Source organism: Paenibacillus sp. PastM-3 (genome assembly GCF_029893965.1).
Lineage (GTDB): Bacteria > Bacillota > Bacilli > Paenibacillales > Paenibacillaceae > Paenibacillus_AQ.
The window spans coordinates 41,505-64,975 of the sequence record NZ_JARXXP010000025.1 but is presented as its reverse complement, the minus strand read 5'-3'; the positions used below and the strand labels follow the sequence as shown (position 1 = coordinate 64,975).

The following is a 23,471-nucleotide window of genomic DNA, read 5'->3' as shown; positions in this document are numbered from 1 at the left end:
GATGCGTCAGAAATTGAGCAGAGGATAATATTTGTAAGGGAAAGCGGGCAGCTCAGAGACAAACAGCTAATCTACGATTACTTTTGAGGACTGGCCCAGATCAGATGAACCATGCCCTGCCAGTGGCTCTCCACCTTGTTGATGGTGAGGCCGGATTCACGGACCAGGCCTAAGATGTCACGCGTATGGTGGCAGCCGTAGATCCGGTATAGCAGGGGATTCAGTGCCCGGAGGGCCAGGGAAAGAGCCGGGTTCGCGCTGATTCCATGCTCCATGAGCAGGATTTGCCCGCCCGGTCTGCACCAGCGGCTGAGTTGTTCCAGTACCGGTAACGGGCGGGCGTAGCTGCAGAACGATAATGTGGACACGATGGTATCAAACGAATGATCAGGGAAGCTTAGTTCTTCTATGTCCGAGCAGATAAAGGTACTGTTAATTGGGTAGCGGGCTGCCGCTTGCCTGGCCTTCTCCAGCATCGCTCCGCTGAAGTCTGCTGCGGTAAGCTGTATGCCCGGAGGATAAAACGGAAAATTGGCGCCTGCTCCTACCGCCAGCTCAAGTACTTCGCCGCGGGCATGGCCTATGAGCCGGCGGCGCCAGCGCGTTTGCTGTGTATCTTCTCTCTGGTTGTCGTACCGGGCAGCCTGCTTGTCGAAGATCCGGATCAGCTTTGGCTTTTCCACCTGCGTGTCCCCCCGTTCCAATGGTATATCCATTTATTGTGCTGCAGTTTAACTTAAACGGCAATAATATTCGTTACACTATAGCGGGTGTGCAGGGAACAACGTTAGGCGTTCTTAGTACGCCGGTAGTCGCTCGGAGTCTTGCCGAAGCTGCGCTTGAACATCCGGTGCAGATAGGAGCTGCTGGTGAAGCCGCAGCGCTCGGCGATGACGGTTACCGGCAGGTCGGTATTCTCCAGCAGGCTGCATACCTCGCGCATCCGCACCTCCAGGATCACATCGACGATGCTGTTCAAGGTCTGTTGCTTGTAGAGACGGCTGATATAGATCGGCGACATGTCCAGCTCATCGGCAATCTGGTTAAGGCTGAGATTCGGCTCCCGGTAGTTATCCTCAATTTTCTGATTAATCAGGCGGATCAGGTCATGCTGCTTGGCATTTTTTTTCTCGGACAGCTGCTCCCGCATCTCACTGAACAAGGCGGCAAAGGCGGCCTCCAGCTCGGTCACGGTTTCTATGGAATCCAGGGCAGGCAAAGCTGGTGTACCGTCGCATTGTAAGCGATTACGTTTTTGGACGGTGCTGATGATTTCTTTTATCGTCACACTAAGTCTTGATACGGCCAGCTGCACGGTATGGAAGGGATACTCCTGCGTTTCACGGATAATGGAGCTGAAATGCTCCATAGCGTCCTCTACTTTGCCGCACATCAGGGCATCGGCGAGGCGTTTTTCTTTATCCGTCGGATAATGGTACGTATGATTCTGAAGCACACTTATGGACTGCGCACTGATAATACACCCGTGTCCATAAAACAGGCGGTGATTTGAGGCGTCTCTCACCTGCTTATAAAGCTGGTGCAGCTGCTGGGCGTTCCGGTCAATATGGCTGTAGGTGAGCGTCAGGCTGATTTTCAGATAATCGGAACAGGCCTGCTGAAGCTGGCGCAGGAGCGTCTCAATCAGCCCGGTATTGGTGTATTCGCTCGGATCAATGATGTTCAGGAGCACAAGGATGCCGTCATCGTTCATATCAACCGTTTCGACCCGGTAGGTCTGGCCGCAGATTTCCGAGGCAATGTTCATAATCGCAAATTTGTAGGCGAGCAGGTAGGAGGAGCGTTCATCCCTCAATTCCCTGTAATTGTCGATACGCAGCAGGATCAGCCGGTAATCGTCATTAAAAGTGAAATGGATGCCAAGCTGTCTCAGCTTCTCCATTTGCTGAATCGACTGCAGCGGCTTCAGGCCGAGAACGAGATCGCGCATTGTATTTTGCCTGATGGTGAACATGCTGTCCCGTTTCTCGGATTCCAGGATGTTCATCTCCTTAACAATCCGGCTGATCGGCAGATACAGCGTTCTGGAGGTGATCCAGGATAATCCGATTCCCCCTACGAGGATCAGTGCCGCAATAAGCAGGGTGGCATTACGAATGCTGTCCGTCTGCCTGGTGATGACATCATACGGCGTGATCCTTACATACTGCCAGCTTAAAGCATCCGGTGCAGTGTAGGAGATCAGCGAATTTACGCCGGCAAATTTTCCGATAAAATAGCCCTCAGCATCTCCCTTGATTTGCTGCTTCACCCATAGTGACTCTTCAGGCTCGAGCTCCTGCTGCTCCAGGCTGTTGCCGGACAGGAAGGACCCGTTATCAGACAGGATAAAGGTAGCGCTTGCAGAATCTGCCGGCGTGTTGATTTCCTTGTTGATCCAAGGTGCTGATATGTTAACGATGACTGCCGAATTAATCGACCGGTCCCAGCCGATGGCATCATAACACAGAAAAGTATACGCCCGGACCAGGTCATTCTCCTTGGCGCCGTTGGAGTAGACGCGGGGAATCGGTGTGAACGGCTTGTATTCCTCGTAATGGTTCAGGATATCAAGGATGCCCTTATCCACCAGCTCCCGCTCGGTAAAAACACCATTTTGGCCATGGGAGGAGGCGATGTAGAGCTTGGCGCTTTTTGGATTGTAGACATAGATGGACTCAATATAGGGCATAGAGCTTAAATAATTCCCGAGCTCTGACATGGCGGCTGTGACGTCATAGATGTCGGGCTTGTCATAGAAGACGATTTTGGAAATGGTGCTGTTGCGGTAGATTTGAAAAGAAAGCGATTGGGCTGCCTCGTTCATGTTCACAACCTCTTTGCTGGTCTGGGTGAGATTGCTGAGGTCGGAACGGAAGGCCTGGGTTTTTTCGACGCCGATGTAATAGTTGTAATAAATAATGGTGGAGGCAAGAAAGGTTAAGGATACGCAAAGCGTCATGCTGACCAATATCCGGCTGTACAGCGCTCTCCGGTTACCGAGCTTGTTCAGTCTCATTTTCATCCCCCTGAATTCATTCTGTGTACCTGCAGCCAGGATGGCATCTGTATTGTTCACAGTATAAGTATAAGCTTCACACGGTGAACAGAACAGTGCAGCAAGCTGACAACAATGCACAAACCGGAATTCCGGGGGAGTGAACAAATGTGAGATTCCTGTACAAAAGCGACTATATAAGCTGAAATTAAGCATGAAAATCGGATGGTGCTTAAGTGAACTCTATTTATACCGTAATCTGCATCAGCAGCGGCGTGACCTTATATCCGTTGACCGGAGCCAGATCCTGCGAGCAGGAGGAGAGGGCGACAATTACATCCGTCAGGGCCAGCAGAGCCACATAATCACCGGGCTTCGAGAGCGGTTCTTCAATCACATAATCCAGGTTCTCGTCCAGCGCGTTGTTCATAAACCAGTTGATCGGATCGGGCAGCTCCCGGTTCCCCAGGCCATACTGCTGCAGTGCCTTCTGGAGGTTATCATGACAGTTCGGATGCTCCTCCAGCCCGAAATCCACCTTGTAGCGGTAATAATCACACGCCGGGAAAAAGAAATCATGCCGCCCCACCGTATCCTGGGTCAGTTGCATGAGCGGCTGCCTGCGGTTGCTGTACAGGCTGTCGCCGATCTTCAGGCGGATGCTGCTGAGCGAAGCCCGCATATGAACAGGGGAGACATGCTCATCCGGATCAGCGGCATTGTAGCAGACAAAATCACCGACCTGCTTGCCTTCCACGTCGATAATATAGAGCGTCTGGCCTTTGCGGACGAGTGCGCTTCTGCCTTCGTAGGCCGGGACGTGAATTTCTTCGATTAATGCCTTGTTTATCATCAGCTTCACCTGCTTAATCATTTATTCAATGAATACTGCTACAGCCCGGATGGGGGAGCCGGTGCCTTTGCGGATTTTGAGCGGGAGCCCGAAGTAGAGGAAGCGCTTCTGCGCGATTAGGTCGAGGTTGCACAGGTTCTCGGTGTTGGTCAGCTTGTATTTACGGCAGATCAGATGTCCGGCAAAGGTGGTGTCCAGCGGATTATCGATCGACGGTGCATCAATGCCGATGTTGACAACGCCCTGCTGTGCCAGCCACTCAGCCGCAGCGTAATCCAGCCCGGTATAGCGGGTGAGCCACTCCTCGGTACCGTAAGCGCGGTTATAGTGTCCGGTGTAGAGCAGCACGATGTCGCCTTTATCGAGGTGGAGATAACCTTTGCTTAGCGCCAGCTGCAGATCGCTGCGGGTAATATAGGCATCCGGTGAAATATGCGAGAGATCAAGGCAGACAGCCGGGCCGTAAAAATACTCCAGCGGCATCTCGTCAATCGTCGCCCCCTGCGGGTCATATTCATAGACGGCGTCGCTATGGGTCGGTCCATGCTCGTTGATAACCAGGTTATTCGTAGCAAAGGCAAAGCCGAGCTTCTGTATGCTCTCCTCATGGCTCATATTCGGAAAGATCATCGTCTTCTGATGCGGCGGAAACACCGGCATCCCCTGATAGATTTCCTGGGACAAATCAATTACCTGGATCCCCATGGAAGAAGCCTCCTTTTGTTTGTTATGGCAAAAGCAATGAGCTAAACCGGCCGGTTCCGGCGGGTGAAGCGCTGCTTGAGCAGAGATGATAAACAGTGAAAGCTCCAGTGCCGGTCAGGCCAGCGGAGGCAGAACGGTGAAGGCGTCCGCATCGATCAGGCCGATGTCAGTGATTTTCCATGCCGGGCTGGTGACGAGGGAGAGGAAGGAGAGGTGCATGAACGGCACATGCAGTGTACAGCCCAGCTCTTCGCGGGCCAGCCGGTGCAGCTCGGTGATTCGCGCGCTCATCTCTTTGCCGGTCAGCTCATCGGTCATCAGGCCGCCGATCCGCAGCGGCAGGTCACCGACCACCTTGCCGCCCTCAATCATCGCAATCCCGCCGTCCATGGCAATAACCCGGTTGACGGCTGTCACCATATCGGCGTAATTGGTGCCGGTGACAATGATATTGTGGGTGTCATGGGCCACGCTTTCGGCAATGGCCCCGGCCTTCAGCTTCATGCCGCGGACAAAGGTTTTGCCGATTTTGCCGCTGCGGCCGTGCCGCTCGACGACGAGCAGGGGCAGGAGGTCATTGTCTACCGAGGGCTGGACGACACCGTCTTTGACTGGAGCGGTGTAAATGCCGGCTCCGGTCAGATTCTGATCCGGGATCACCTCGATAGCGCGGACCCGGACGCTGCCGTGTGCTCCGCCGGAGGAGAGCTGCAGGTCTGTAAGCTTGACCGGTTTCCGCTTGACCGATTTTTTGACGGATTCAGGGTAGATATAAGACGGAATGTCACGGGTCAGCTCACCGTTCTCGGCGAGTTTGACTCCGCCGATATAGACCTGGGCAATGGTCATCTGCGCCAGGTCGCTGATGACGGCGATATCGGCTTTTTTGCCGGGAGCAAGCAGTCCGATGTCCTGGAAGCCGAAATGAGTGGCGGGATTAATCGTAACCATCTGAATGGCTTCAACCGGATCAATGCCTACGGCGATCGTCCGGCGGACAATGTCGTTCATATGCCCGTACTTCAGCAGGTCCTCAGGGACCATATCGTCGGAGACGAGGATTGCTCGCCGGGAGTCCATTCCTTCCTCGGTTATGGCCCGGATGCATTCAGCCATATTGCGCTGCGAGGAGCCTTCACGCATGAACACGCTGACCCCGTAACGCAGCTTCTCCATCATTTCTTCTTTGGTGGTTGTCTCGTGGCAGGAGACATGGCCGCCGCCGCAGATAATATGAGCCGCCAGCTCAGGGCCGGACAGACCGGGGGCGTTGCCCTCGATGGTTTTGCCGATGGACTGGGCGTAAGAGACAGAAGCCAGCAGATCATCTATCAGATAAGGCGCGTTGTTGTACACCGGATGGACGTTGCTGAAGCCCTGCAGCTCACCGATGCCCTGCACGTAATCATCGTTCAGCAGGTCCTGCATATCCTTGGAGGTAATATCTGCGCCTGCTGTTTCCAGACCCGGCACATCGGGAGTGAGACAGGGGACGGTAAACAGAACACGGTTAGGCAGCGTACGCGCCTCATCAATCATTGCCTTCATGCCGGGCACGCCCAGCACGTTACCGATTTCATGCGGGTCAGCTACCAGGGTGGTTGTTCCTGTAGGAATGGACAGCTTAGAAAATTCTGTAACCGTCAGCATCGCGCTCTCAAAATGCATATGGGAATCAATGAAGCCCGGGCTGATGAATTTGCCGCTCACATCCTCGACGACAGTTGCCGGGCCGATCAGCTTATCGGCCATGCCGACTAGCAGGATCCGGTCGCCTTTGACAGCAACATCGCCGGAATAAATTTCACGTGTAATCACGTTGATAATATAGCCGCCCTTCAGCACCAGGTCGGCATAAGCGCTGCCGGAGAGCAGTACATCAATCATCCGCCGGCGCTGGACAGCATCTTTTATTTCAGTTGTTAGCATCTGCTACACACCTCCTGGCTTGGCGCAATCTATACTGTCTACGATTCCGACAATCGCGGCATCAACCGGGGCATTCGGCTGCTGTGCTGCTCTTGAGGCCACGCTGCCCACCGCATAAATGATCGTTTCGCCGATCCCCGCGCCCACTGTATCAACCGCAATAACCGGCTGACCAGAAGGTGTCCGGTCGGGTAGCACTGGCTGAACGATCAGCAGCTTGGCGCCGATAAGATTGTCATCTTTTCTCGTTGCAACGACATGCCCCGTAATGATTCCCAGCTTCATGTGATTGTCACCTCGTATGCTTGATGGTTGAACCGGTTGAATCTAAAGGATAATCTCAATGCCATACTGCCTGGCAAGGTCAGCGGCTAATGGAGTGATTACCGCCGGAGCCGGGGCATGAATGGACGTCCGGCCGAGCTTTACTGCGTCCTGAATGTCCTCAGCGGTCAGTACCTGCTTGCGTTGCCGTGACCGGGCAGAGGTTATCCAATGGTCCACCTGATCCGGTTCAAGCAGTGTGATACCGAAGCCTTCAATGGCTTCCAGCTTGTGCTTCATGGCTGCCTTCAGCCCGGGAGGGGCATGCAGCAGGCCTTGCTCCCCCCAGCGGTAATGGCCCGGCTCGGCCCCCAGAGTCAGTGCCCCGGCAGGCTTGCCGGCACAGATAAAGCGGATCATCAGCTCCACATAAGGATCATCTGCATCCAGCACGGATAGGCGGGATAGCAGGGGCAATGAGAGAACCGGAATGAACAGAAGATCAGCAGCGTCCGGTGCAAGTGAGTGGAGCGCTGCGGAGATGGTAATATCGTCGATCCCTGTTTTTGCCGCCAGCTCCTGAGCAGTGTGCTTCTTGAGGAGCTGCTCATCTGCGGCAAGCTTCAGCCTCAACCCGGAACGGTTCAACTGCCGGATAGCGGTGTAGCCTTCCTCCATGCCGATGAAGTGGCCGGCCAGCAGAACGAGGACCCGGGGGAAGTCCTTATTCAGCTCCTGCTCCCTGGACCGGTAGGCCAGGCTGAGCAAGGTATTGGCTGCAACCGTACTATGCCGGCTGTCCATGGCCTTGATTATTCAATGCCCTTGGACAGAAGGGCACGTTCAACTTCGCTGTGCGGACGCGGAATAACATGCACCGACACCAGCTCCCCGACACGTTTGGCTGCGGCTGCTCCTGCATCAGTAGCTGCCTTTACTGCACCGACATCTCCGCGGACCATCACGGTTACGAGACCGAAGCCGATTTTTTCGTAGCCGCAAATCTCTACGTTAGCTGCCTTTACCATTGCATCCGCAGCTTCGATTGCGCCTACCAGACCTTTTGTTTCGATCAAGCCGAGTGATTCTCCCATGTGAATAACCTCCGTTAATTTAAATTTAGGGTTAATGCAGTTTGAATCTGCTGAATTCGTTAGTCCGGTGAGTCTGAAGACATACCTGCATCCTGTGAGTCTGGTGCTTTGTCTGTTCCGGCTGCCTGGTCCGGTTTAGCGGGGCCTGTATTGGCCGGCTTCGGAAGTGCGGCAGCGGCCGAAGCAGCAGAAGCGGGCGGTGGAAAGGCAGCAGTTGCAGGAGGAGCGGCAGCAGGAGTATCCATAGCAGATGCAGAGGTAGCGGAAGTGCCATCAGCAGCCGGGATAGCAGTACCCTCTGGCAGCAGATAGTTGCCCAGTATCTTGCCGGTTACATCACTGTGGGCCTTGGCAATGACATGGGCGGATACCACTGTGCCAATCCGCCGGCCTTCTGTCTGGCCGGCTTCAACAGATGCGGTTACAGCAGCGACATCGCCGCTGAAATGCAGGGTAACACCCAGCGAGCCGCCGACTCCGATGACCCTCTCAACAGCTACGAGCTGCACATCCGCTGCTTTGAGTGCGGCATCTGCCGCCGAGACGGCGGTGGTGAACCCCAGCGTCTCGATTAAACCAAGTGCTTGCATACAGAATGCCTCCTTGTTCTTTGATTTGCTGTGCGGCAGCGCTTAAGCTCACCGGTGCGTAGCGGATAAGCCGGCAAGCTCCGGCGCAGCAGCAGCCATCTGCCCGGCGGTGCCGGTGAGAATACAGTAGCCGCGCTCTGTGCGCAGGCGAAGGCCTGAGCCGGAATTACGCTGCAGCCACTGCTCCGCGATGCCGATGCTGTTCCAGCGGGACGAACCGGCCACTACGGCAACGGCTTCCTGCGGTCCGCCGCCAAAGTAACGGCGAAGCAGCCGGCCGGGCTCCCGGCTGATCCACACCCGGACGGCTGAGCCTGAGCCTTCTTGCATCCGGGCGGTGAGCGCTTTGAGCTTATCAGCGATCACACGGTGATCTGCGCCGAACAGCTTGAGCTCAAAGCCGCCGCCGTCTGTGCTCCAGCTGATATCGGCCTCCAGGCCGGAATCCTGCGGGAGCAGCTCTTCGGCGGCAAACAGCTGGCCGGGGTGGCAGTTCGGTGCGCTAATGACCCCGGCTGCGCTGTCATTCCGGCCCGGGATGCCGAGCAGGGGCCGGAGTTCATCGCGGATGCGGGGGAACAGCCAGACCTCCATATCGGCCGCAGGGAGGCGGAGCGGCTCCAGCGGGTCCTGCGCTTCTGCCGGGACGGACGATTGCGCAGTGGGGTCGCCCGAGAAGCCGTTATCCTTCTGCTCCGGCCAGGATAAGGTTCGCTGCAGCAGCGGGGACAGGTAGTGCTCCGCGAAATGTTGTCCTGGTTCGGACGATTCATTAACCGGTGTATGCCCCTGAGAGGCGGGCTTTCCTGCTTGAGCTGCTGCAGCCAGGATAGACCCTGAGACCGGCAGAGGCCTCTCAGCTCCAGCGGCTCTAGCCATGGTGGCGCCGCCAGGAGCCTGCTGCTGCACACTGCCGATAGCGGCAGCTGCTTCGGCACCAATCGAGGCCAGCCGCTTGGCCGCCTGCTCCTTCTGGTAATTGGTCCGTTTAAGCGGAAGCGTCAGCCCCGGCTTGGGGCAATTCCCGGGAGTAGAGCAGGTATGCAGGCAGTTTTCTTTGCTGCCGGCAGTGCAGGCTACAGCAGTGGCAGCCGGACCTGACGGAGCCGGATTCGCAATACGGTTCCGCTGCAGCACCTCGGACACAACATCTTTCATAAAGCTTGACAAGGGTAATCACCTCCCTGATAACTTGAATGCGGACTGCAGGCTAGAGCAGCATTCTGGCGAGATCGGCATGCGGGCGCGGAATGACGTTGGAGGATACGAGCTGCCCGCCGGTCTTCGGATAAGCGGCAATGCCGGCATCGACTGCAGCCGTTACTGCTGCGACATCGCCTTCGACAATAACGGTAATAAGGCCTGAGCCAACCCGCTTGAAGCTGGCCATCCGCACATTGGCGGCTTTACACATGGCATCCAGCGCTTCCAGCGCCGGGGTCAGGCCGCGTGTTTCAATTAAACCGATTGCTTGCATGATCCACCTCCTAAAAAGTGCTTCAGGCGTTACTCACGCCTGATGATGAGCCTGATAATTAGCCAAATTGGGTGAGGAGGGGCAGCGGATTGGGGCAGTTTGCTAATATTCTCATGGAACGGTGGGTCCGCAGCATTTAGTTGGATTTCCGCCACTTAATTCCGCAAAATCTCACTGTTTCTAATCACTAGTTGGAAAATCAACACTTATTTTAGAACGTAAGCCCCTTTGCGGACGAAATCGGCAGAAATAAGTGATGTTTCTCCAATTAGATTCCTTTTTTTAAGCAGTTAGCCAAAAATAGATGACGATTTTCCACTTAGCTTAATGGAGCCGCACAAGGTAGAACCATCGTTATAAAGCAGATACTCAACAGCTACCCAACAGCGACTCAACAGCGACTCAACAGCTACTCAACAGCTACCCAACAGCGACTCAACAGCGACTCAACAGCGACTCAACAGCTACCCAACAGCGACTCAACAGCTACCCAACAGCGACTCAACAGCGACTCAACAGCTACCCAACAGCGACTCAACAGCGACTCAACAGCGACTCAACAGCTACCCAACAGCGACTCAGCGGCCACGCGATCAGGTGCACGAATGGAGAAACAGCTGCTTTTAATTGCACAAACTACAACTATCCGGGTGAAAAGGGGGTGACCTTTAGTTTCATATCGCTCCATTCAGTACGGGGATCAGCAGGCAGCAGGCTGACGTAGTCCCAGACTTTTATCCTCGCCAACCCAGCCTCGCCCAACACAGCCCGCCCCTCATACCTCCCGAACCGACACATCCCCAACTCCACACATCCCCAGCCTACACATAATCGGCAAGCCGAATCTCACCCTGCCCCGGGATATGTGTTCTCCGGTAGTGCTCCTTATGCGCGAGCGGGCAGGTGGCGTCGATGCCCATTTTGGCGGATACGCCGCGCAGATTATGCGAGGGCTCAAGCGGGGAGCCTTTGGCACCCGGCACGATGAACAGGTCGAGATCGGCCTGCACCCGGGTGGCGATAGCCCACTCGACATCGAGCGGGTCCAGCAGATTGACATCCTCATCGACCACCACAACATGCTTGAGGTCCTTATCCCCGGCAAAAGCGGCCAGCAGCGCTGTCTTGCCGTCACCCTCCTGAGTCTTGCGGATCTGGATGACGGCGTGATAGCGCCCGACACCCCCCATTGTGATGTGGACGGCCGTTACACCCGGAACGACCTGGCGGACGGAGCCGAGCAGGGCGACCTCCCGGGCGATGGCCATCGGCAGCTTCTCTTCATAGCTGGCCGGCAGGATCGTCTGCCAGATAGGCTGGCTGCGGTGGGTAACGGCCGAAATTTCAACGACCGGCTGCTCTGTCCGGGGCCCGTAGTAGCCGCCCAGCTCACCGAACGGCCCCTCCGGCTCGCGGATACCGGGCAGGATCCTGCCCTCAAATACAACCTCGGCTTCGGCCAGCACCTCAAGATCGACCGTCCGGCAGCGGACGACCTCCAGCGGCTGGCCGAGCAGGGCGGAGGCCACCTCCAGCTTGTCGGTGTGGAACAGCTGGGTGCTGATCTGCGAAGCCAGCACAACCGCCGGAACCACCCCGAACATGAAAGCCACCTCCAGCGGCTCGCCGCGTGCCTCAAAGTCCTTATATTGCTGAAACAGCTCCGGCGAAGAGATCAGGATGCCGGTCCGGTTCCCGTCCAGCAGCTGCATGCGCCGGATGGAGGTGTACCGCTTGCGGCCGTCATCACCCTTGACGACCATGACGCCGGAGACGTAATAAGCGCCGCTGTCCTCCGCATGATACGTGCATACCGGAAACAGCTCCTTCAGGCTGATCCGGCTGGTGATCACCTGCTCCTGCACCGGAGCCTGCTGCACCAGCCGGGTTGGCGTTGGCTGGACAATTGCCGCTATCAGCCTAGGCAGCAGCTCCTCCGGGGTTGTGTCCATGCTATCCGCGATCAGCTCCTTGGAGCCCCCGAGGCCGACAGCCATCGGTCCGCTGTAGCCTTTGACCTTCTCGAACAGCAGCGCCTGGCTGCCGCGGACAGCCTTGACTACTGCGCCCAGCTCGAAGCGCGGGTCGACCTCGCGGCGGATCCGCAGCAGTTCTCCGCCCGGCTCCCAGCGCTCAAGCAATTGCCTGATAGTGACGGCTGCCATTAGCCTTCCCCCCATCTTTTCATCAGCTGATGCTCAATCCCGAACGCATCCAGCACCCTGGCATTCATGAAATTCACCAGCTCCCAGATTTCGGTCGGGTGATTGTAGAAACCGGGAGAGGCGGGCACAATGTCCGCGCCTGCGCGGGCCAGCCGCAGCATATTCTCCAGGTGGATCAGATGCAGCGGTGTCTCGCGCGGGACGATTACCAGCCGGCGCCGCTCCTTCAGTACGACGCTGGCGGCCCGGTTCAGCAGGGTATCGCCCATGCCGTTCGCGATCGCCCCGAGCGTATTCATCGAGCAGGGGATAATGACCATTCCGTCGGTTTTGAATGACCCGCTGGCTACCGGAGCGAACAGGTCTGTGTTGGATAACACCGTTCCGTACTGCTCCAGCTCCTGCAGCTTAATGCCGCATTCGTACCCGAGCACATTCTCCCCGGCACCGGTGGCGATGATATAGGTTTCCACACCAAGCTGGTGCAGGCTGCGGATCAGGGAGTAACCGTAGATGGAGCCGCTGGCCCCTGTGATAGCTACTACAATTCGCATAAGCGGCAATCTCCTTTAGCAGATGGCTTGAATGTCCATGTACTCACTCGTGAATAACAAAAAGAAGCCGCTGAAATAGAGAGGGGTCTCTAATCAACGGCTTCCTGCAATCTGTAAACAGATATAGGGCTAACCTTAGTTAACATGCGGCGCATCAGGATAAATCGAAATGCAGCCTGACATTCTGTTATTTAATTAACCTAAACTTGCTTCTTAACAAAAACGGCAGCCGTAAATCCGCAAGATCAATCCTGCATCATTGTTCAGCCCCGGTATCGCAGATAACAACGGTACAGGCCCAGGCTGTCTGGGGATCATAATCCCTGAGTACGCCGACAACCGGCAGCTCAAGCTCTTCGGCCAGCTTCTTCTGGATACGCCGTTTGAATTCCTGATGCAGCGCAGCATCCACAGACTGTTTAAGTTCCGGATAATGCTCCTCCAGAGCGCGCAGGGCGGCAACCCGTTGATGCTTCACCAGAAACATGATCATTGTATCGTTGGCAGCCTCCAGCCGTAGCTGATTTACCCCGACGCCGTACAGCTCCTTATGGACCTCATTATAACAGCGGGACAACTTCTTCTTGTATTCATTGGAGGAGAGCAGCAGCGGGATATTCAAGAAGATCACTCCCCTGTAATGATATCTTACGCAAAATAACGCGTTTAAACTGACGAGCTTCACTTTTTCAATAAGTTAAACTCCATTATAGAGAAAAATCCCCCAAAGTAAGTGACTTATGTTACATTATATAACTTTGCTGCGGATACGAAAGGTCCGGGGCGAGAGACCAACCTCTCTTTTGAACATATTGCAGAATTGGGCATCGTTCACGAATCCGGCCGCAGCGGATACCTCGGATATATGCATAAGGGTATGCAGCAGGAGAGATTTGGCATAATTGATGCGTTTCAGCAAAAGATAGCGGTGGGGCGACTCGCCAAAGCGCTCCTTAAATAAATGCCTGAACCGGTCATAGCTGTACCCGGACATTTCCGCCAGCGACTGGACCGACAGCTTGTGCCGGTAATGCTCATCCATATAGTTGAGGACATACTGCATCTGGTCCTGTGCCGGGGACTGGAAGCCTGAGCCGCCCAGCAGCCGCTGCAGGTGTACCGTAATTTCACTCATCTGCAGATTTAAAAGTTCGGAGAAGCCGTCGCGCTTGCGCTTGAACTCCTCGTTCATCCGCACCAGCGTCTGCAGCACCGTATGTTCCTTGTCATCCTCAAATACGCCTGACAGTGTGCTTATTGCCGGATTCTCGCAGTGAAAGCCGACGAACAGCACCTCGGAGCGGGGCTGGTGGTTCTCGTCATGCTTGAAATTGGGCGGGATCAGCGCAAAGGAGTGCGGCCGGAAGTGATAGCTGCGCTGCCCTATGCTGCATGTGCCAAGCCCGTGAATGTAATACACCAGCTCGAAGCATTCATGCTGATGGCGCGGGATATGGGTGTCCGCTTCATGCTCTGCATTTACAATATATAGGACTCGATCCATGTTGATCCTCCAACTCTTTTTCATTTAGCCGAATCGTACAAAAAAATGACCGAAAGTATATAAAAGTTTGCCGCCGTATTTGCTATGATCGTATCAATTAAACGAAAGATCTGCAACCTGACTGGCCATCTTGTTCGGAAATTGATCGTTTAATTGACGGAAAACCACCTTTTTTATCATTGAATGTAAGCTATTCATTGATTTTCAGTCGTTTTATGGATTTGCATAAAATCTATTGTTGTATAACAACACAACAAAACGTGTAATTGGGGAAGTCAGCCGTTTTAAAGTGGTCCATCAATATCAAACAGGGGTGTGAACAGACAAAATGAAAAAGAATGTTCTTGCATTATTGCTGCTCATGGTAATGGTACTCGTCACTGCTTGCGGAAACAACACAGCTAACAACGGAAATGCGGCGGATGCCGGTAACGATGCAGCAAATAGCGGAAATGCCGGTTCAGGCGACAAGCTCAAGGTTGTGCTGCTGATCCCGGGAACGCTTGGAGATAAATCCTTCTTCGACGCTGCCAACAGCGGCCTGCAGAAAGTGCAGACAGAGCTGGGCGCGGAAACCAAAGTAATTGAGATGGGCACTGACAAGACCAAGTGGGAGCCTACTTTTAACGATATTGCCGCTGAAGATTGGGATGTGGTCATTTCGGGCGGTTCGGAAATTACGGAAATGTTCAATATGACGGCGGAAGCGAATCCGGACAAAAAATTCATCAACTACGACACGGACATCGAGGAAGCACCAGCCAACATGTACAACATGTCTTATTCCACTAATGAAGTCTCTTTCCTGGCTGGCGCAGTTGCAGCACTTGCTACACAGTCGGATATGCCGAATGCGAATCCGGATAACGTGATCGGTTTTGTCGGCGGGATGGATATTCCGGGTATTAACGCGTTCCTGGTCGGTTACATTCAGGGTGCCCAATATGTTGATCCCGATGTAAAAGTGGCCGTGTCCTATGCGGGCGATTTCGTTAACCCGGCTAAGGGGAAGGAGCTGTCACTGATCCAGTATAACTCCGGTGTGGACGTAATCTTCAACGTAGCCGGCGGTACAGGCCTTGGTATCTTTGATGCTGCAAAAGAAAAAACAAAGTATGCAATTGGTGTCGATTCCGACCAGGCCATGCTGCTTAAAGATACAGACAGCGAGAAAGCCAACCTGATTGTCACCTCCGCGATCAAAAAAATCGACAGCGCGATCCTGGGCGCCGTAACCAAGCTTCAGGAAGGCACGCTTGAAATGGGCAAACGCGATGTTCTAGGCTTTGTGGAAGACGGCGTAGGTATTGCCGAAAATGACATCTACACCAGCGTATTCCCGGCAGATCTGCAGGCTAAGGTCGAAGAAGTGAAGCAGAAGCTGATCAACAAGGAAATCACTGTAGACAACGCAATGGGCATGGAAACTTCGGAGGTTGAAGCGATCCGTAATGCTGTTAAGCCTTAATTAAATTAAACACTAACCGGTACGCCGTATCTCCTGCAGTTGGGATTCCTTCAGCCAAGAAGAATTCCAGCTGCCTATTTTTGCAGAAAACCAGTCTAGTTGAAAGGCGTTGATAACCCGTGGAACACGCGCTGCTGGAAATGCGGGGGATAACCAAGGTGTACCCCAATGGCGTCGTTGCCAACAAGGATGTCCATTTTAGCCTGCGCGAAGGAGAGATTCATGCCATAGCGGGGGAGAACGGGGCGGGCAAATCGACCCTGATGAAGATCATGTTCGGGATGGAGGAGCCGAGTGAAGGCGACATCAGCATCCGCGGGGAAAAGGTAAAGCTGCAGTCCCCGCAGGATGCGATCGACCGGGGCATCGGCATGGTCCATCAGCACTTCATGCTGGTGCCTTCCTTTACAGTAGCCGAGAACATGGTGCTTGGCATGGAGCCGCGCAAAGGAGTGGGCTTCAACTACAATGAAGCGGTCCGCCTGACGGAAGAGACGGCGCGCAAGTATAATCTGGCCGTAAATCCCAAGGCAAAGGTTGAGGATCTTACCGTCGGGATGAAGCAGAAGGTGGAAATTCTGAAGGCGCTCGTACGCGGGGCCAAAATCCTGATCCTGGACGAGCCGACCGCCGTGCTGACTCCGCAGGAGACAGAGGAGCTGTTTGTTGAGCTGCAGCATCTGAAGGAGCAGGGGCATACGATTGTGTTCATCTCCCACAAGCTGAAGGAAGTCAAAGCCATCTGTGACCGGATCACCATTATGCGCGGCGGCCGGAGCGAAGGGGTCTTCCAGACCCGGGATGTTACCGAACAGGAGATTTCACGGCTGATGGTCGGCCGGGATGTCGTGCTGAAATACGATAAGGACAATGTGCCATTCGGCAAGCCGGTATTGTCAGTAGACAAACTGTCCGTCCATGACAGCCAGGGCAAGGCCTTACTGGAAGAGGTCAGCTTTGCAGTCCGGGAAGGCCAGATCGTCGGGATTGCCGGGGTTGAAGGCAATGGCCAGAATCAGCTGGTCGAGGCACTCACCGGCGGGTTGCACGCGGTATCAAGCAGCGGGTCGGTGAAGGTTAATGATGCAGATATTCTGGCAGCTGATATTCTCCGCATCCGCAGCCTGGGCGTCTCTTATATCCCGGAGGACCGGATGCACCAGGGCGCTGCCGGGGATGCCAGCATTTCCGATAATCTGATCTCCACCCGGTACCGTTCCAGGGACATGAATAAGGGCCCGCTGCTGAACGGCAAGCGGATCGCCGCACTGGCCGCCGCACTGGTGGAGGAATTTAAAGTGCGGTGCTCGGGCCCGCAGCAGCCGATCGGCATGCTGTCCGGAGGCAACATGCAGAAGGTGGTTGTGGCCCGGGAATGCTCCACCAGCCCGCAGCTGCTGATTGCTGAGCAGCCGACCCGGGGCGTGGATATCGGTGCAGCCCAGTTCATCCACCAGAAGCTGCTGGAGCTGCGCTCCGCCGGCAGCGGTATCGTACTCCTGTCGGCGGATCTGAACGAAATTCTGGAGCTGAGCGACAGTCTTCTTGTCATGTATGAAGGTGAGATTGTGGCCTACTTTGAGAATCCTTCCAAGGTAAGCGAAGAAGAGCTCGGCTTATATATGCTGGGCATTAACCGTCAGGACAAGCAGCAGATCGGGAGGGCCGTAAACCATGTTTAAAGTCAAATATTTTGAGGTGATCCGGACAACGGCGGTCATACTGATTGCGCTGGCCATCGCCTTTATCATTATTTCACTGGTCAGCGACCAGCCGCTCAAGACGATCGGTATTTTTCTGTGGGAGCCTATTTCCACCAAGGGGCATATCGGCAACGTGATTGAAATGGCGATTCCGCTGATGTTCACCGGTCTTGCCGTGTCCCTGCTGTTCCGGGCCAATATGTTCAATCTCGGGGCAGAAGGTATCTTCTATTTCTCTGGCGTAGTAGCTTCTGTACTGGCCATTCATCTGAGCCTGAACAGCTGGTTTCATCCGGTGGTCGCGATTGCGGCGGGTTCCATTGTCGGAGCGCTGCTGTCGGCGATTCCCGGTATTCTCAAAGCCAAGTGGAATGCCAACGAGCTGGTCACCTCCCTGATGTTCAACAACATTTTGTTCGGAATCGGACTCTATCTGCTTAATTACCATCTGCGTGATGCGAAGGCTTTTGCCAATGTATCCTACAAGTTTCAAGAGACAGCCCAGCTGAGCAAAATCTTCACCGGCACACGCATCCACACCGGGTTGATTATTGTACTCGTGATGATTGTACTGGCCCACCTGTTCCTGTACCGGACCAAATGGGGCTATGAGCTGCGGATGACCGGGGTGAACCGCGACTTTGCCCGTTACTCGGGGATGAAGACCGCAAAAGTAATCATTCTGGTCCATCTGATCGCCGGCTTTATCGCCGGGATGGGCGGTTCGGTCGAAGTGCTGGGGATGTACAACCGGTTCCAGTGGGCATCTCTGCCCGGGTACGGTCTTGACGGTGCGCTGGTAGCGATGCTGGCCAAAAACAACCCGCTGTCCGTTATCGGTTCGGCCCTGTTCCTGGCTTATATCCGCATCGGTGCCGATATGATGGCCCGTCTGTCGGATGTGCCCTCCGAGATGATCTCGATCATCCAGGCGGTTATTATCCTGCTGATCTCCGCTGAGCAATTCCTGAAATTCTGGAAAAACCGGATGCTGCTGAAGGAGGCGAAAGCGAACGCATGAACAGTCTGCTGAATGTTATTTTTACGACGGACTTTGCCTTCTCGTTGCTGCGTGTAACTACGCCGATTCTGTTCGCCGCGCTGGGGGCGCTGATCTCCAACCGGGCCGGCATTATTAATATCGGGATGGAAGGGATCATGCTGGTGTCGGCCCTGGCCGGCGTCATTGTCAGCGCTTATACCCAGAGTGCCTGGGTTGGACTGATTGGCGCAGTAATATCGGGAACGCTGATCGCCGGAATACTCGCCTTTTTCACCCTTAAATTCAAGACGCATATTATTCTCGGCGGTGTAGCCATCAACATGTTCGCCTCGGGCGGTACCGTATTCATTCTGTATCTGCTGAGCGGGGACAAGGGATCCTCAACTTCGCTTGCGAGCAAGGTGCTGCCAAGTGTTCAGATTCCGCTGATACAAGATATACCCGTGCTTGGACCGATTCTGTCCGGTCACCACATTCTGACTTACGTCTCCATCCTGGCCGTACTGGCTGTGTATTATCTGCTGAACCGGACACCGCTTGGATTGCGTATCCGTTCAGTCGGGGAGAACCCGCATGCCGCCCAGTCGGTCGGGGTCAGTGTAGTCAAAATCCAATATACCGCACTGCTGCTCAGCGGATTTTTTGCCAGCCTGGGCGGGGCTTACATGTCGATGGGCTATCTGTCACTGTTCACGCGTGATATGATCGCCGGCCGGGGCTGGATCGCGATTGCCGCAGAATCCATGGGCCGCAGCACGACCATCGGAACGGCGCTGACTTCCCTGCTGTTCGGAGCGGCGGATGCACTGTCCAATGCGCTTCAGGTGCTGAAAATTCCGGCGGAGCTGATTGCTACGCTGCCTTATGTGGCAACTGTAATCGGTCTGCTGATCTATGCGGTCTCTGAGACCCGGAAGAAAAACAAGAAGGTTAAAAGTCCTGTGGCAAAGTAGTGGGGAGCTGCTTCAGACAAGGATTGGCTGCTGAGAAAGACATGAGGGGGAGAACAACGATGCCAAGACCCATAATTATTGACTGCGATCCGGGGCATGATGACGCGATTGCGATACTGCTGGCGCTGGCCCATCCGGGGGAGCTGGAAATCCGGGGCATTACAACGGTAGGCGGGAACCAGATTCTTGATAAAATAACGGATAACGCCCTGAAGGTGCTGAGCTTCGTTAATGCGGACATTCCTGTTGCCAAAGGGGCAGCCGGACCGCTGTTCGGCAAGCTGGTGACGGGAGAGGAAGCGCACGGGGAATCCGGGATGGACGGCCCGGTGCTGCCGGCCAGCAAGTTCAAGCCGGTGGAGCAGGGCGCGGTTGAATTCATGCTCGAAATTATCCGTGCTTCGGAGGAGCAGATTACACTGGTGCCGATGGCACCGTTAACCAATATTGCGCTGTTAATCACCGCTTACCCTGAGGTAAAGGACAAAATCAAGGAAATCTCGCTGATGGGCGGCGGCCTGGCTTACGGGAATGTGACCAGCACGGCTGAATTTAATATTTTTGTAGACCCGGAAGCTGCGCGGATCGTTTATGAATCGGGCATTCCGATTGTGATGAGCGGGCTGGATGTGACGGATAAGGCGGCGATTTTTGAGGAGGAAATCCTTGAATTGAAGCAGAAGGGCCCTGTATCCGTAATGGTCGGGGAGCTGCTGGACTTTTACTCGCTCTATGGCAAAAAGATGGGCTATGTCGGCAACGCGCTGCATGATCCATGCGCCATAGCCTGGCTATTGCATCCGGAGCTGTTCCAGTCGGAGCATCTCTATGTGACGGTGGAAACCGAGGGCAAGCTAACCCGCGGCATGACCGTGGCTGACCGCAGAAAGAAGCCGGACCGCCAGCCCAATGTCCAGGTGCTGACCGGTGTTGACCGCGAGGCGTTCATGAAGCTGCTGTTTGGTTCCCTGGAACGGCTGGACCGGGAGCTGCTGGCGGCAGCCGGAGGAAACAGCTGATGGCCGGCTGGGAGAATCTGCAGGAGACAGTAAAGTTCGAGCTGCAGCAGCGGAATGAGGAAGGCTGCCGGACGGACGGGCTGGCCGATAAGCTGTCTGCTGCAGGAACCGATGAAGGCAGGCTGATGGAGGTCTACCGCGAACTTATGGAGCTTCAGGTAGCAGAGGATTTTCCGTATCAGGAGCCTTCCGGACTTGAGGACATCCGCGCTCTTCGGCCGGAGGGGCCGCGCAGGCTTGACCCTTCCTGGACGCCTGAGCAGTGGCGGGACAAGTTCCACGGGGCGTGGCTCGGCAGAAGCGTCGGCTGTGCGCTCGGCAAGCCGCTGGAGCATTGGGATTATCTGTACGGCAAGGACGGACGTCCGGGCTGGGAGAATATTGAGCTCTGGTTCCAGGGTGCGGATGCCTGGCCGATCAAGGGATATACGCCGGATAACTCCAGAGCGGAAGCAGAGTACGGGCTTGGTCTTAGCGCCTGGTCCTTCACCAGTACGCGGGAGAAGATCAGCTTCATGGAGAGCGACGACGACCTCCGTTATACTGTCCTGGGGCTGCTGCTGCTGGAGCAGAAGGGGCTTACCTGGGATGCCTGGGATATCGGCAAGCTGTGGCACGGGAATCTGACCTATGCCCAGGTGTGTACCGCCGAGACGCAAGTCTATATGAACTTCGCCGCCGAAACCTCCCATATGCATAAGGAGAAGCCGGCTGACTGGGCACAGCGGCTGGAACGGGTGCGGATGCATCTTAATCCGTACCGTGAATGGATCGGTGCAGCGATCCGGGCAGACGGGCTGGCTTACGGTGCAGCCGGCCATCCGGAGCTGGCTGCCGAGCTGGGCTGGCGCGATGCGTCATTCTCCCACGTGAAGAACGGAATCTACGGCGAAATGTTCAATGGGGCCATAATCTCGGCCGCCTTCGCCGAGCAGGACAACGAGCGGATTCTGGAGATTGGACTCAGCGAGGTTCCGGCCAAGAGCCGGCTTGCCGAGGCGGTGCTCCAGGGAATCGACATTGCCCAATCAGCCAAGAGTGAACGCGATCTGGTCAGCCGCATCTGGGACAAGTTCAGCCACTATGACCCGGTGCATACGGTTAATAATGCTGCGCTTGTTGCCGCGTCGCTGGTTTATGGCGGCAATGATTTCGAGAAGGCAGTAGTTACCTCCGTCTACGGCGGAATGGACACGGACTGCAACGGAGCTACCGTCGGCTCCATTATGGGGGCTAAGCTGGGGGCAAGCCAGCTGCCGGCAAGCTGGACGGACCCGCTGAACGATACGCTGTACGCGGATCTGCCGGGCTTCCATCCGATTACGATTTCGGCTTGTGCGGAGCGGAGCTACCAGGTATTCCTGAAGCTGCGCGGGGAGTCTGGACTGGTGTAAGCTGCCGTTGTCACATATATGAAATTTATAAGAATCGCTCTTTGCGAGCAGGGGACGCTGTAGTATCCCTTCAGGCAAAGAGCGTTTTTTTATGGCCGGGCTGGCAAGCTGGTGCCTATCCCCGAATAATTTAACAACGGAAATATGTCACAGAAATATTGAACTATGTTAGCATAATCTATAGTTATTTGGTTGGCAGTTAAGTGGAATTTGCTCACAGAATCAATGGGGAGGGATGCGTTTCATGCTGAAGGCTATAATTGTGGACGATGAGCCCTGGGTGCTGGAAGGGCTGCGGACAATGGTGGACTGGGCGAAGTACGGATTCGAGCTGTGCGGTGAAGCCATGAATGGGCCGGATGCGCTGCGGATGATTGAGCTGCATCAGCCTGATCTTGTACTGACCGATATTAATATGCCGGTCTTAAGCGGGCTGGAGCTGATATCCAGGGTGAATGGAACGATGGCAAAGCCGCCCCGGTTTATTATTTTGAGCGGATACGATGACTTCCAGTACGCCAGAACGGCGCTGCGCGAGCGCGTGGAGCAATATTTGCTCAAGCCGGTCGATGAGGAGGAGCTGGAACTTCTCCTGAACCAGCTCAGCCTTTTGATACAAAGTGAAATCGCTTCCAGGGATGAGCGCCAAAAAAAGCAGGCGCTCATTATCGGCGGCATGCTAAGCCGTCTGATTCTAGGGGAGAACGAGGAAGATTTACGCATGATGGCCGCTAAGCTGATGAAGCTTAGCGGAGATACAGAATTGCTGGGCATTCTGATTGATCCGCCTGCAGCGGCAGCACATCTGCACCCGGTGCATTCTTTCTTCACTCCGGAACCGGTGTGCAGCAGCTTCCAGGACAGTGACGGGCGGACCGGCCTGCTGCTGCAGTCAGCAGGCCTCTCACGGGACAGCCTGAAGGACGGTACCAGGCGGCTTCAGCAGGAGCTAACGGGTCTGCTGCAGCAGCCGGTAACGGTAATAGTCAGCGACCGGATGACAGGTATTGAGTCTCTTAAGGACATTTATCTGCAGCTGCTGGATATGTGGAAGCTTAGGTTCGGCAAAGAGCAGGGCGGTGTATTCTTCCAATGGGATTTCAGGAAAGGCAGTACAGAGGCAAGCCGGGAGCAGACAGCTTTTGCAGCGCTGCCGGGAAAGGTAATGGCCGGTGATCACGAGGAGATTGAAGCCTGTGTAAAGGATATCTTCATGTCCTATGCCCGGCAATTGTCTACCGTGGAAGCTGTTCAGGCCGGCATCGCCCATCTGGAAATGACCCTGTGCCGGCTGGTAGCGGAGCATAACGGGGAACCTGGCACCATGATGAACGGGCATCAGGCGAAATACGGGAGTCTCGGAGACCTCGGTGACTACTTCCGGTTAAGCCTTTATGTAAGCGGTCTCTGCAGAACAGCGGCGGATTATCTGGCACAGCTGCAGGAGGCAAATGAGAGTAACACCATCTATAACGTCATCCGGTATGTGGATCAGGAGTTCCGCAGCAAGCTGCAGCTTCAGGAGCTGGCCAGACAGTTTCATATGAACCCGGCCTACCTGGGACAGCTATTCCGCAAAGAGACTGGGCGCAGCTTCAGCGAATACCTGAACGTTAAGCGAATTGAAGCGGCCAAGGCGCTGCTGAAGCGGACAGAGCTGAAAATTTCCGATGTGGCCGCACAGGTCGGCTTCAGCAATACGGATTATTTTATCGACAAATTCAAGGGAATCGCGGGTGTTCTGCCCTCTGTATATAAGAACTCTGATCACAGCAAGCAGCTCTAGGAAAGCCGGGTG

Annotated in this window: 22 protein-coding genes; 7 read left to right on the top strand and 15 right to left on the bottom strand. The window is 55.1% G+C overall.

Going from position 1 to position 23,471, the window contains the following annotated elements; translation table 11 throughout:
* Window positions 1-77: 77 nt before the first annotated feature.
* From M2108_RS25390 to M2108_RS25320, 15 genes are all read right to left on the bottom strand, one after another.
* A complete protein-coding gene (locus tag M2108_RS25390) occupies window positions 78-683 on the bottom strand; it encodes a class I SAM-dependent methyltransferase (protein WP_277472141.1) in 606 nt (201 codons plus the stop codon).
* A 104-nt stretch (window positions 684-787) separates the two neighbouring features.
* Window positions 788-3,019 carry an AraC family transcriptional regulator gene (locus M2108_RS25385; RefSeq protein WP_277472142.1) on the bottom strand — a complete coding sequence of 744 codons (2,232 nt, stop codon included), beginning with the start codon at window positions 3,017-3,019 and terminating at the stop codon, window positions 788-790.
* Window positions 3,020-3,245: 226 nt separating this feature from the next.
* Window positions 3,246-3,851, bottom strand: a complete 606-nt coding sequence (locus M2108_RS25380) for an urea carboxylase-associated family protein (RefSeq protein WP_280777231.1) — start codon at window positions 3,849-3,851, stop codon at window positions 3,246-3,248.
* Window positions 3,852-3,872: 21 nt separating this feature from the next.
* Window positions 3,873-4,556: a cyclase family protein gene (locus tag M2108_RS25375; RefSeq protein ID WP_277472145.1), complete on the bottom strand. Its 684-nt coding sequence runs from the start codon at window positions 4,554-4,556 to the stop codon at window positions 3,873-3,875.
* Window positions 4,557-4,670: 114 nt separating this feature from the next.
* Window positions 4,671-6,485, bottom strand: coding sequence for an adenine deaminase (locus tag M2108_RS25370; RefSeq protein ID WP_277472146.1), 1,815 nt, complete (start codon window positions 6,483-6,485; stop codon window positions 4,671-4,673).
* Window positions 6,486-6,488: 3 nt separating this feature from the next.
* On the bottom strand, window positions 6,489-6,770 hold the full coding sequence (locus tag M2108_RS25365) for a EutN/CcmL family microcompartment protein (protein WP_277472147.1): 282 nt from the start codon (window positions 6,768-6,770) through the stop codon (window positions 6,489-6,491).
* Between the two features lie 42 nt (window positions 6,771-6,812).
* On the bottom strand, window positions 6,813-7,553 hold the full coding sequence (locus M2108_RS25360; protein ID WP_277472149.1) for a hypothetical protein: 741 nt from the start codon (window positions 7,551-7,553) through the stop codon (window positions 6,813-6,815).
* A gap of 8 nt (window positions 7,554-7,561) precedes the next feature.
* Window positions 7,562-7,843, bottom strand: a complete 282-nt coding sequence (locus M2108_RS25355; protein ID WP_019908484.1) for a BMC domain-containing protein — start codon at window positions 7,841-7,843, stop codon at window positions 7,562-7,564.
* Between the two features lie 59 nt (window positions 7,844-7,902).
* Window positions 7,903-8,433, bottom strand: a complete 531-nt coding sequence (locus tag M2108_RS31695; protein ID WP_277472151.1) for a BMC domain-containing protein — start codon at window positions 8,431-8,433, stop codon at window positions 7,903-7,905.
* Between the two features lie 48 nt (window positions 8,434-8,481).
* On the bottom strand, window positions 8,482-9,603 hold the full coding sequence (locus M2108_RS25345) for a hypothetical protein (RefSeq protein WP_277506397.1): 1,122 nt from the start codon (window positions 9,601-9,603) through the stop codon (window positions 8,482-8,484).
* A 40-nt stretch (window positions 9,604-9,643) separates the two neighbouring features.
* Window positions 9,644-9,910 carry a BMC domain-containing protein gene (locus M2108_RS25340; RefSeq protein WP_277472153.1) on the bottom strand — a complete coding sequence of 89 codons (267 nt, stop codon included), beginning with the start codon at window positions 9,908-9,910 and terminating at the stop codon, window positions 9,644-9,646.
* Between the two features lie 821 nt (window positions 9,911-10,731).
* Window positions 10,732-12,075, bottom strand: coding sequence for a UbiD family decarboxylase (locus tag M2108_RS25335; protein WP_277472154.1), 1,344 nt, complete (start codon window positions 12,073-12,075; stop codon window positions 10,732-10,734).
* On the bottom strand, window positions 12,075-12,629 hold the full coding sequence (locus tag M2108_RS25330; protein WP_277472155.1) for a UbiX family flavin prenyltransferase: 555 nt from the start codon (window positions 12,627-12,629) through the stop codon (window positions 12,075-12,077). Before M2108_RS25330 ends, M2108_RS25335 begins: the two co-directional genes overlap by 1 nt.
* Window positions 12,630-12,885: 256 nt before the next feature.
* Window positions 12,886-13,251 carry a Na-translocating system protein MpsC family protein gene (locus M2108_RS25325; RefSeq protein WP_277472156.1) on the bottom strand — a complete coding sequence of 122 codons (366 nt, stop codon included), beginning with the start codon at window positions 13,249-13,251 and terminating at the stop codon, window positions 12,886-12,888.
* A gap of 126 nt (window positions 13,252-13,377) precedes the next feature.
* On the bottom strand, window positions 13,378-14,133 hold the full coding sequence (locus M2108_RS25320) for an AraC family transcriptional regulator (protein WP_277472157.1): 756 nt from the start codon (window positions 14,131-14,133) through the stop codon (window positions 13,378-13,380).
* Between the two features lie 328 nt (window positions 14,134-14,461).
* On the opposite strand from M2108_RS25320, the gene M2108_RS25315 reads away from it, so the two are divergent.
* The 7 genes from M2108_RS25315 to M2108_RS25285 all read left to right on the top strand — a co-directional run bounded on the left by M2108_RS25315 (window position 14,462) and on the right by M2108_RS25285 (window position 23,459).
* A complete protein-coding gene (locus M2108_RS25315) occupies window positions 14,462-15,601 on the top strand; it encodes a BMP family ABC transporter substrate-binding protein (RefSeq protein WP_277472158.1) in 1,140 nt (379 codons plus the stop codon).
* A gap of 119 nt (window positions 15,602-15,720) precedes the next feature.
* A complete protein-coding gene (locus M2108_RS25310; RefSeq protein WP_277472159.1) occupies window positions 15,721-17,283 on the top strand; it encodes an ABC transporter ATP-binding protein in 1,563 nt (520 codons plus the stop codon).
* On the top strand, window positions 17,276-18,325 hold the full coding sequence (locus M2108_RS25305; RefSeq protein WP_277472160.1) for an ABC transporter permease: 1,050 nt from the start codon (window positions 17,276-17,278) through the stop codon (window positions 18,323-18,325). Before M2108_RS25310 ends, M2108_RS25305 begins: the two co-directional genes overlap by 8 nt.
* Window positions 18,322-19,260, top strand: a complete 939-nt coding sequence (locus tag M2108_RS25300) for an ABC transporter permease (protein ID WP_277472161.1) — start codon at window positions 18,322-18,324, stop codon at window positions 19,258-19,260. Before M2108_RS25305 ends, M2108_RS25300 begins: the two co-directional genes overlap by 4 nt.
* Window positions 19,261-19,319: 59 nt before the next feature.
* Window positions 19,320-20,279, top strand: coding sequence for a nucleoside hydrolase (locus tag M2108_RS25295; RefSeq protein WP_277472162.1), 960 nt, complete (start codon window positions 19,320-19,322; stop codon window positions 20,277-20,279).
* Window positions 20,279-21,673: an ADP-ribosylglycohydrolase family protein gene (locus tag M2108_RS25290; RefSeq protein ID WP_277472163.1), complete on the top strand. Its 1,395-nt coding sequence runs from the start codon at window positions 20,279-20,281 to the stop codon at window positions 21,671-21,673. Before M2108_RS25295 ends, M2108_RS25290 begins: the two co-directional genes overlap by 1 nt.
* A 244-nt stretch (window positions 21,674-21,917) precedes the next feature.
* Complete coding sequence (locus M2108_RS25285; protein ID WP_277472164.1) at window positions 21,918-23,459, top strand: response regulator transcription factor; 1,542 nt, start codon at window positions 21,918-21,920, stop codon at window positions 23,457-23,459.
* Window positions 23,460-23,471 lie beyond the last annotated feature (12 nt).

Bases quoted from the DNA above. Each gene is read 5' to 3' on its own strand.
- M2108_RS25385 (WP_277472142.1), bottom strand. From the start codon at position 3,019: ATGAGACTGAACAAGCTCGGTAACCGGAGAGCGCTGTACAGCCGGATA.
- M2108_RS25380 (WP_280777231.1), bottom strand. From the start codon at position 3,851: ATGATAAACAAGGCATTAATCGAAGAAATTCACGTCCCGGCCTACGAA.
- M2108_RS25375 (WP_277472145.1), bottom strand. From the start codon at position 4,556: ATGGGGATCCAGGTAATTGATTTGTCCCAGGAAATCTATCAGGGGATG.
- M2108_RS25370 (WP_277472146.1), bottom strand. From the start codon at position 6,485: ATGCTAACAACTGAAATAAAAGATGCTGTCCAGCGCCGGCGGATGATT.
- M2108_RS25365 (WP_277472147.1), bottom strand. From the start codon at position 6,770: ATGAAGCTGGGAATCATTACGGGGCATGTCGTTGCAACGAGAAAAGAT.
- M2108_RS25360 (WP_277472149.1), bottom strand. From the start codon at position 7,553: ATGGACAGCCGGCATAGTACGGTTGCAGCCAATACCTTGCTCAGCCTG.
- M2108_RS25355 (WP_019908484.1), bottom strand. From the start codon at position 7,843: ATGGGAGAATCACTCGGCTTGATCGAAACAAAAGGTCTGGTAGGCGCA.
- M2108_RS31695 (WP_277472151.1), bottom strand. From the start codon at position 8,433: ATGCAAGCACTTGGTTTAATCGAGACGCTGGGGTTCACCACCGCCGTC.
- M2108_RS25340 (WP_277472153.1), bottom strand. From the start codon at position 9,910: ATGCAAGCAATCGGTTTAATTGAAACACGCGGCCTGACCCCGGCGCTG.
- M2108_RS25335 (WP_277472154.1), bottom strand. From the start codon at position 12,075: ATGGCAGCCGTCACTATCAGGCAATTGCTTGAGCGCTGGGAGCCGGGC.
- M2108_RS25330 (WP_277472155.1), bottom strand. From the start codon at position 12,629: ATGCGAATTGTAGTAGCTATCACAGGGGCCAGCGGCTCCATCTACGGT.
- M2108_RS25320 (WP_277472157.1), bottom strand. From the start codon at position 14,133: ATGGATCGAGTCCTATATATTGTAAATGCAGAGCATGAAGCGGACACC.
- M2108_RS25315 (WP_277472158.1), top strand. From the start codon at position 14,462: ATGAAAAAGAATGTTCTTGCATTATTGCTGCTCATGGTAATGGTACTC.
- M2108_RS25305 (WP_277472160.1), top strand. From the start codon at position 17,276: ATGTTTAAAGTCAAATATTTTGAGGTGATCCGGACAACGGCGGTCATA.
- M2108_RS25300 (WP_277472161.1), top strand. From the start codon at position 18,322: ATGAACAGTCTGCTGAATGTTATTTTTACGACGGACTTTGCCTTCTCG.
- M2108_RS25295 (WP_277472162.1), top strand. From the start codon at position 19,320: ATGCCAAGACCCATAATTATTGACTGCGATCCGGGGCATGATGACGCG.
- M2108_RS25290 (WP_277472163.1), top strand. From the start codon at position 20,279: ATGGCCGGCTGGGAGAATCTGCAGGAGACAGTAAAGTTCGAGCTGCAG.
- M2108_RS25285 (WP_277472164.1), top strand. From the start codon at position 21,918: ATGCTGAAGGCTATAATTGTGGACGATGAGCCCTGGGTGCTGGAAGGG.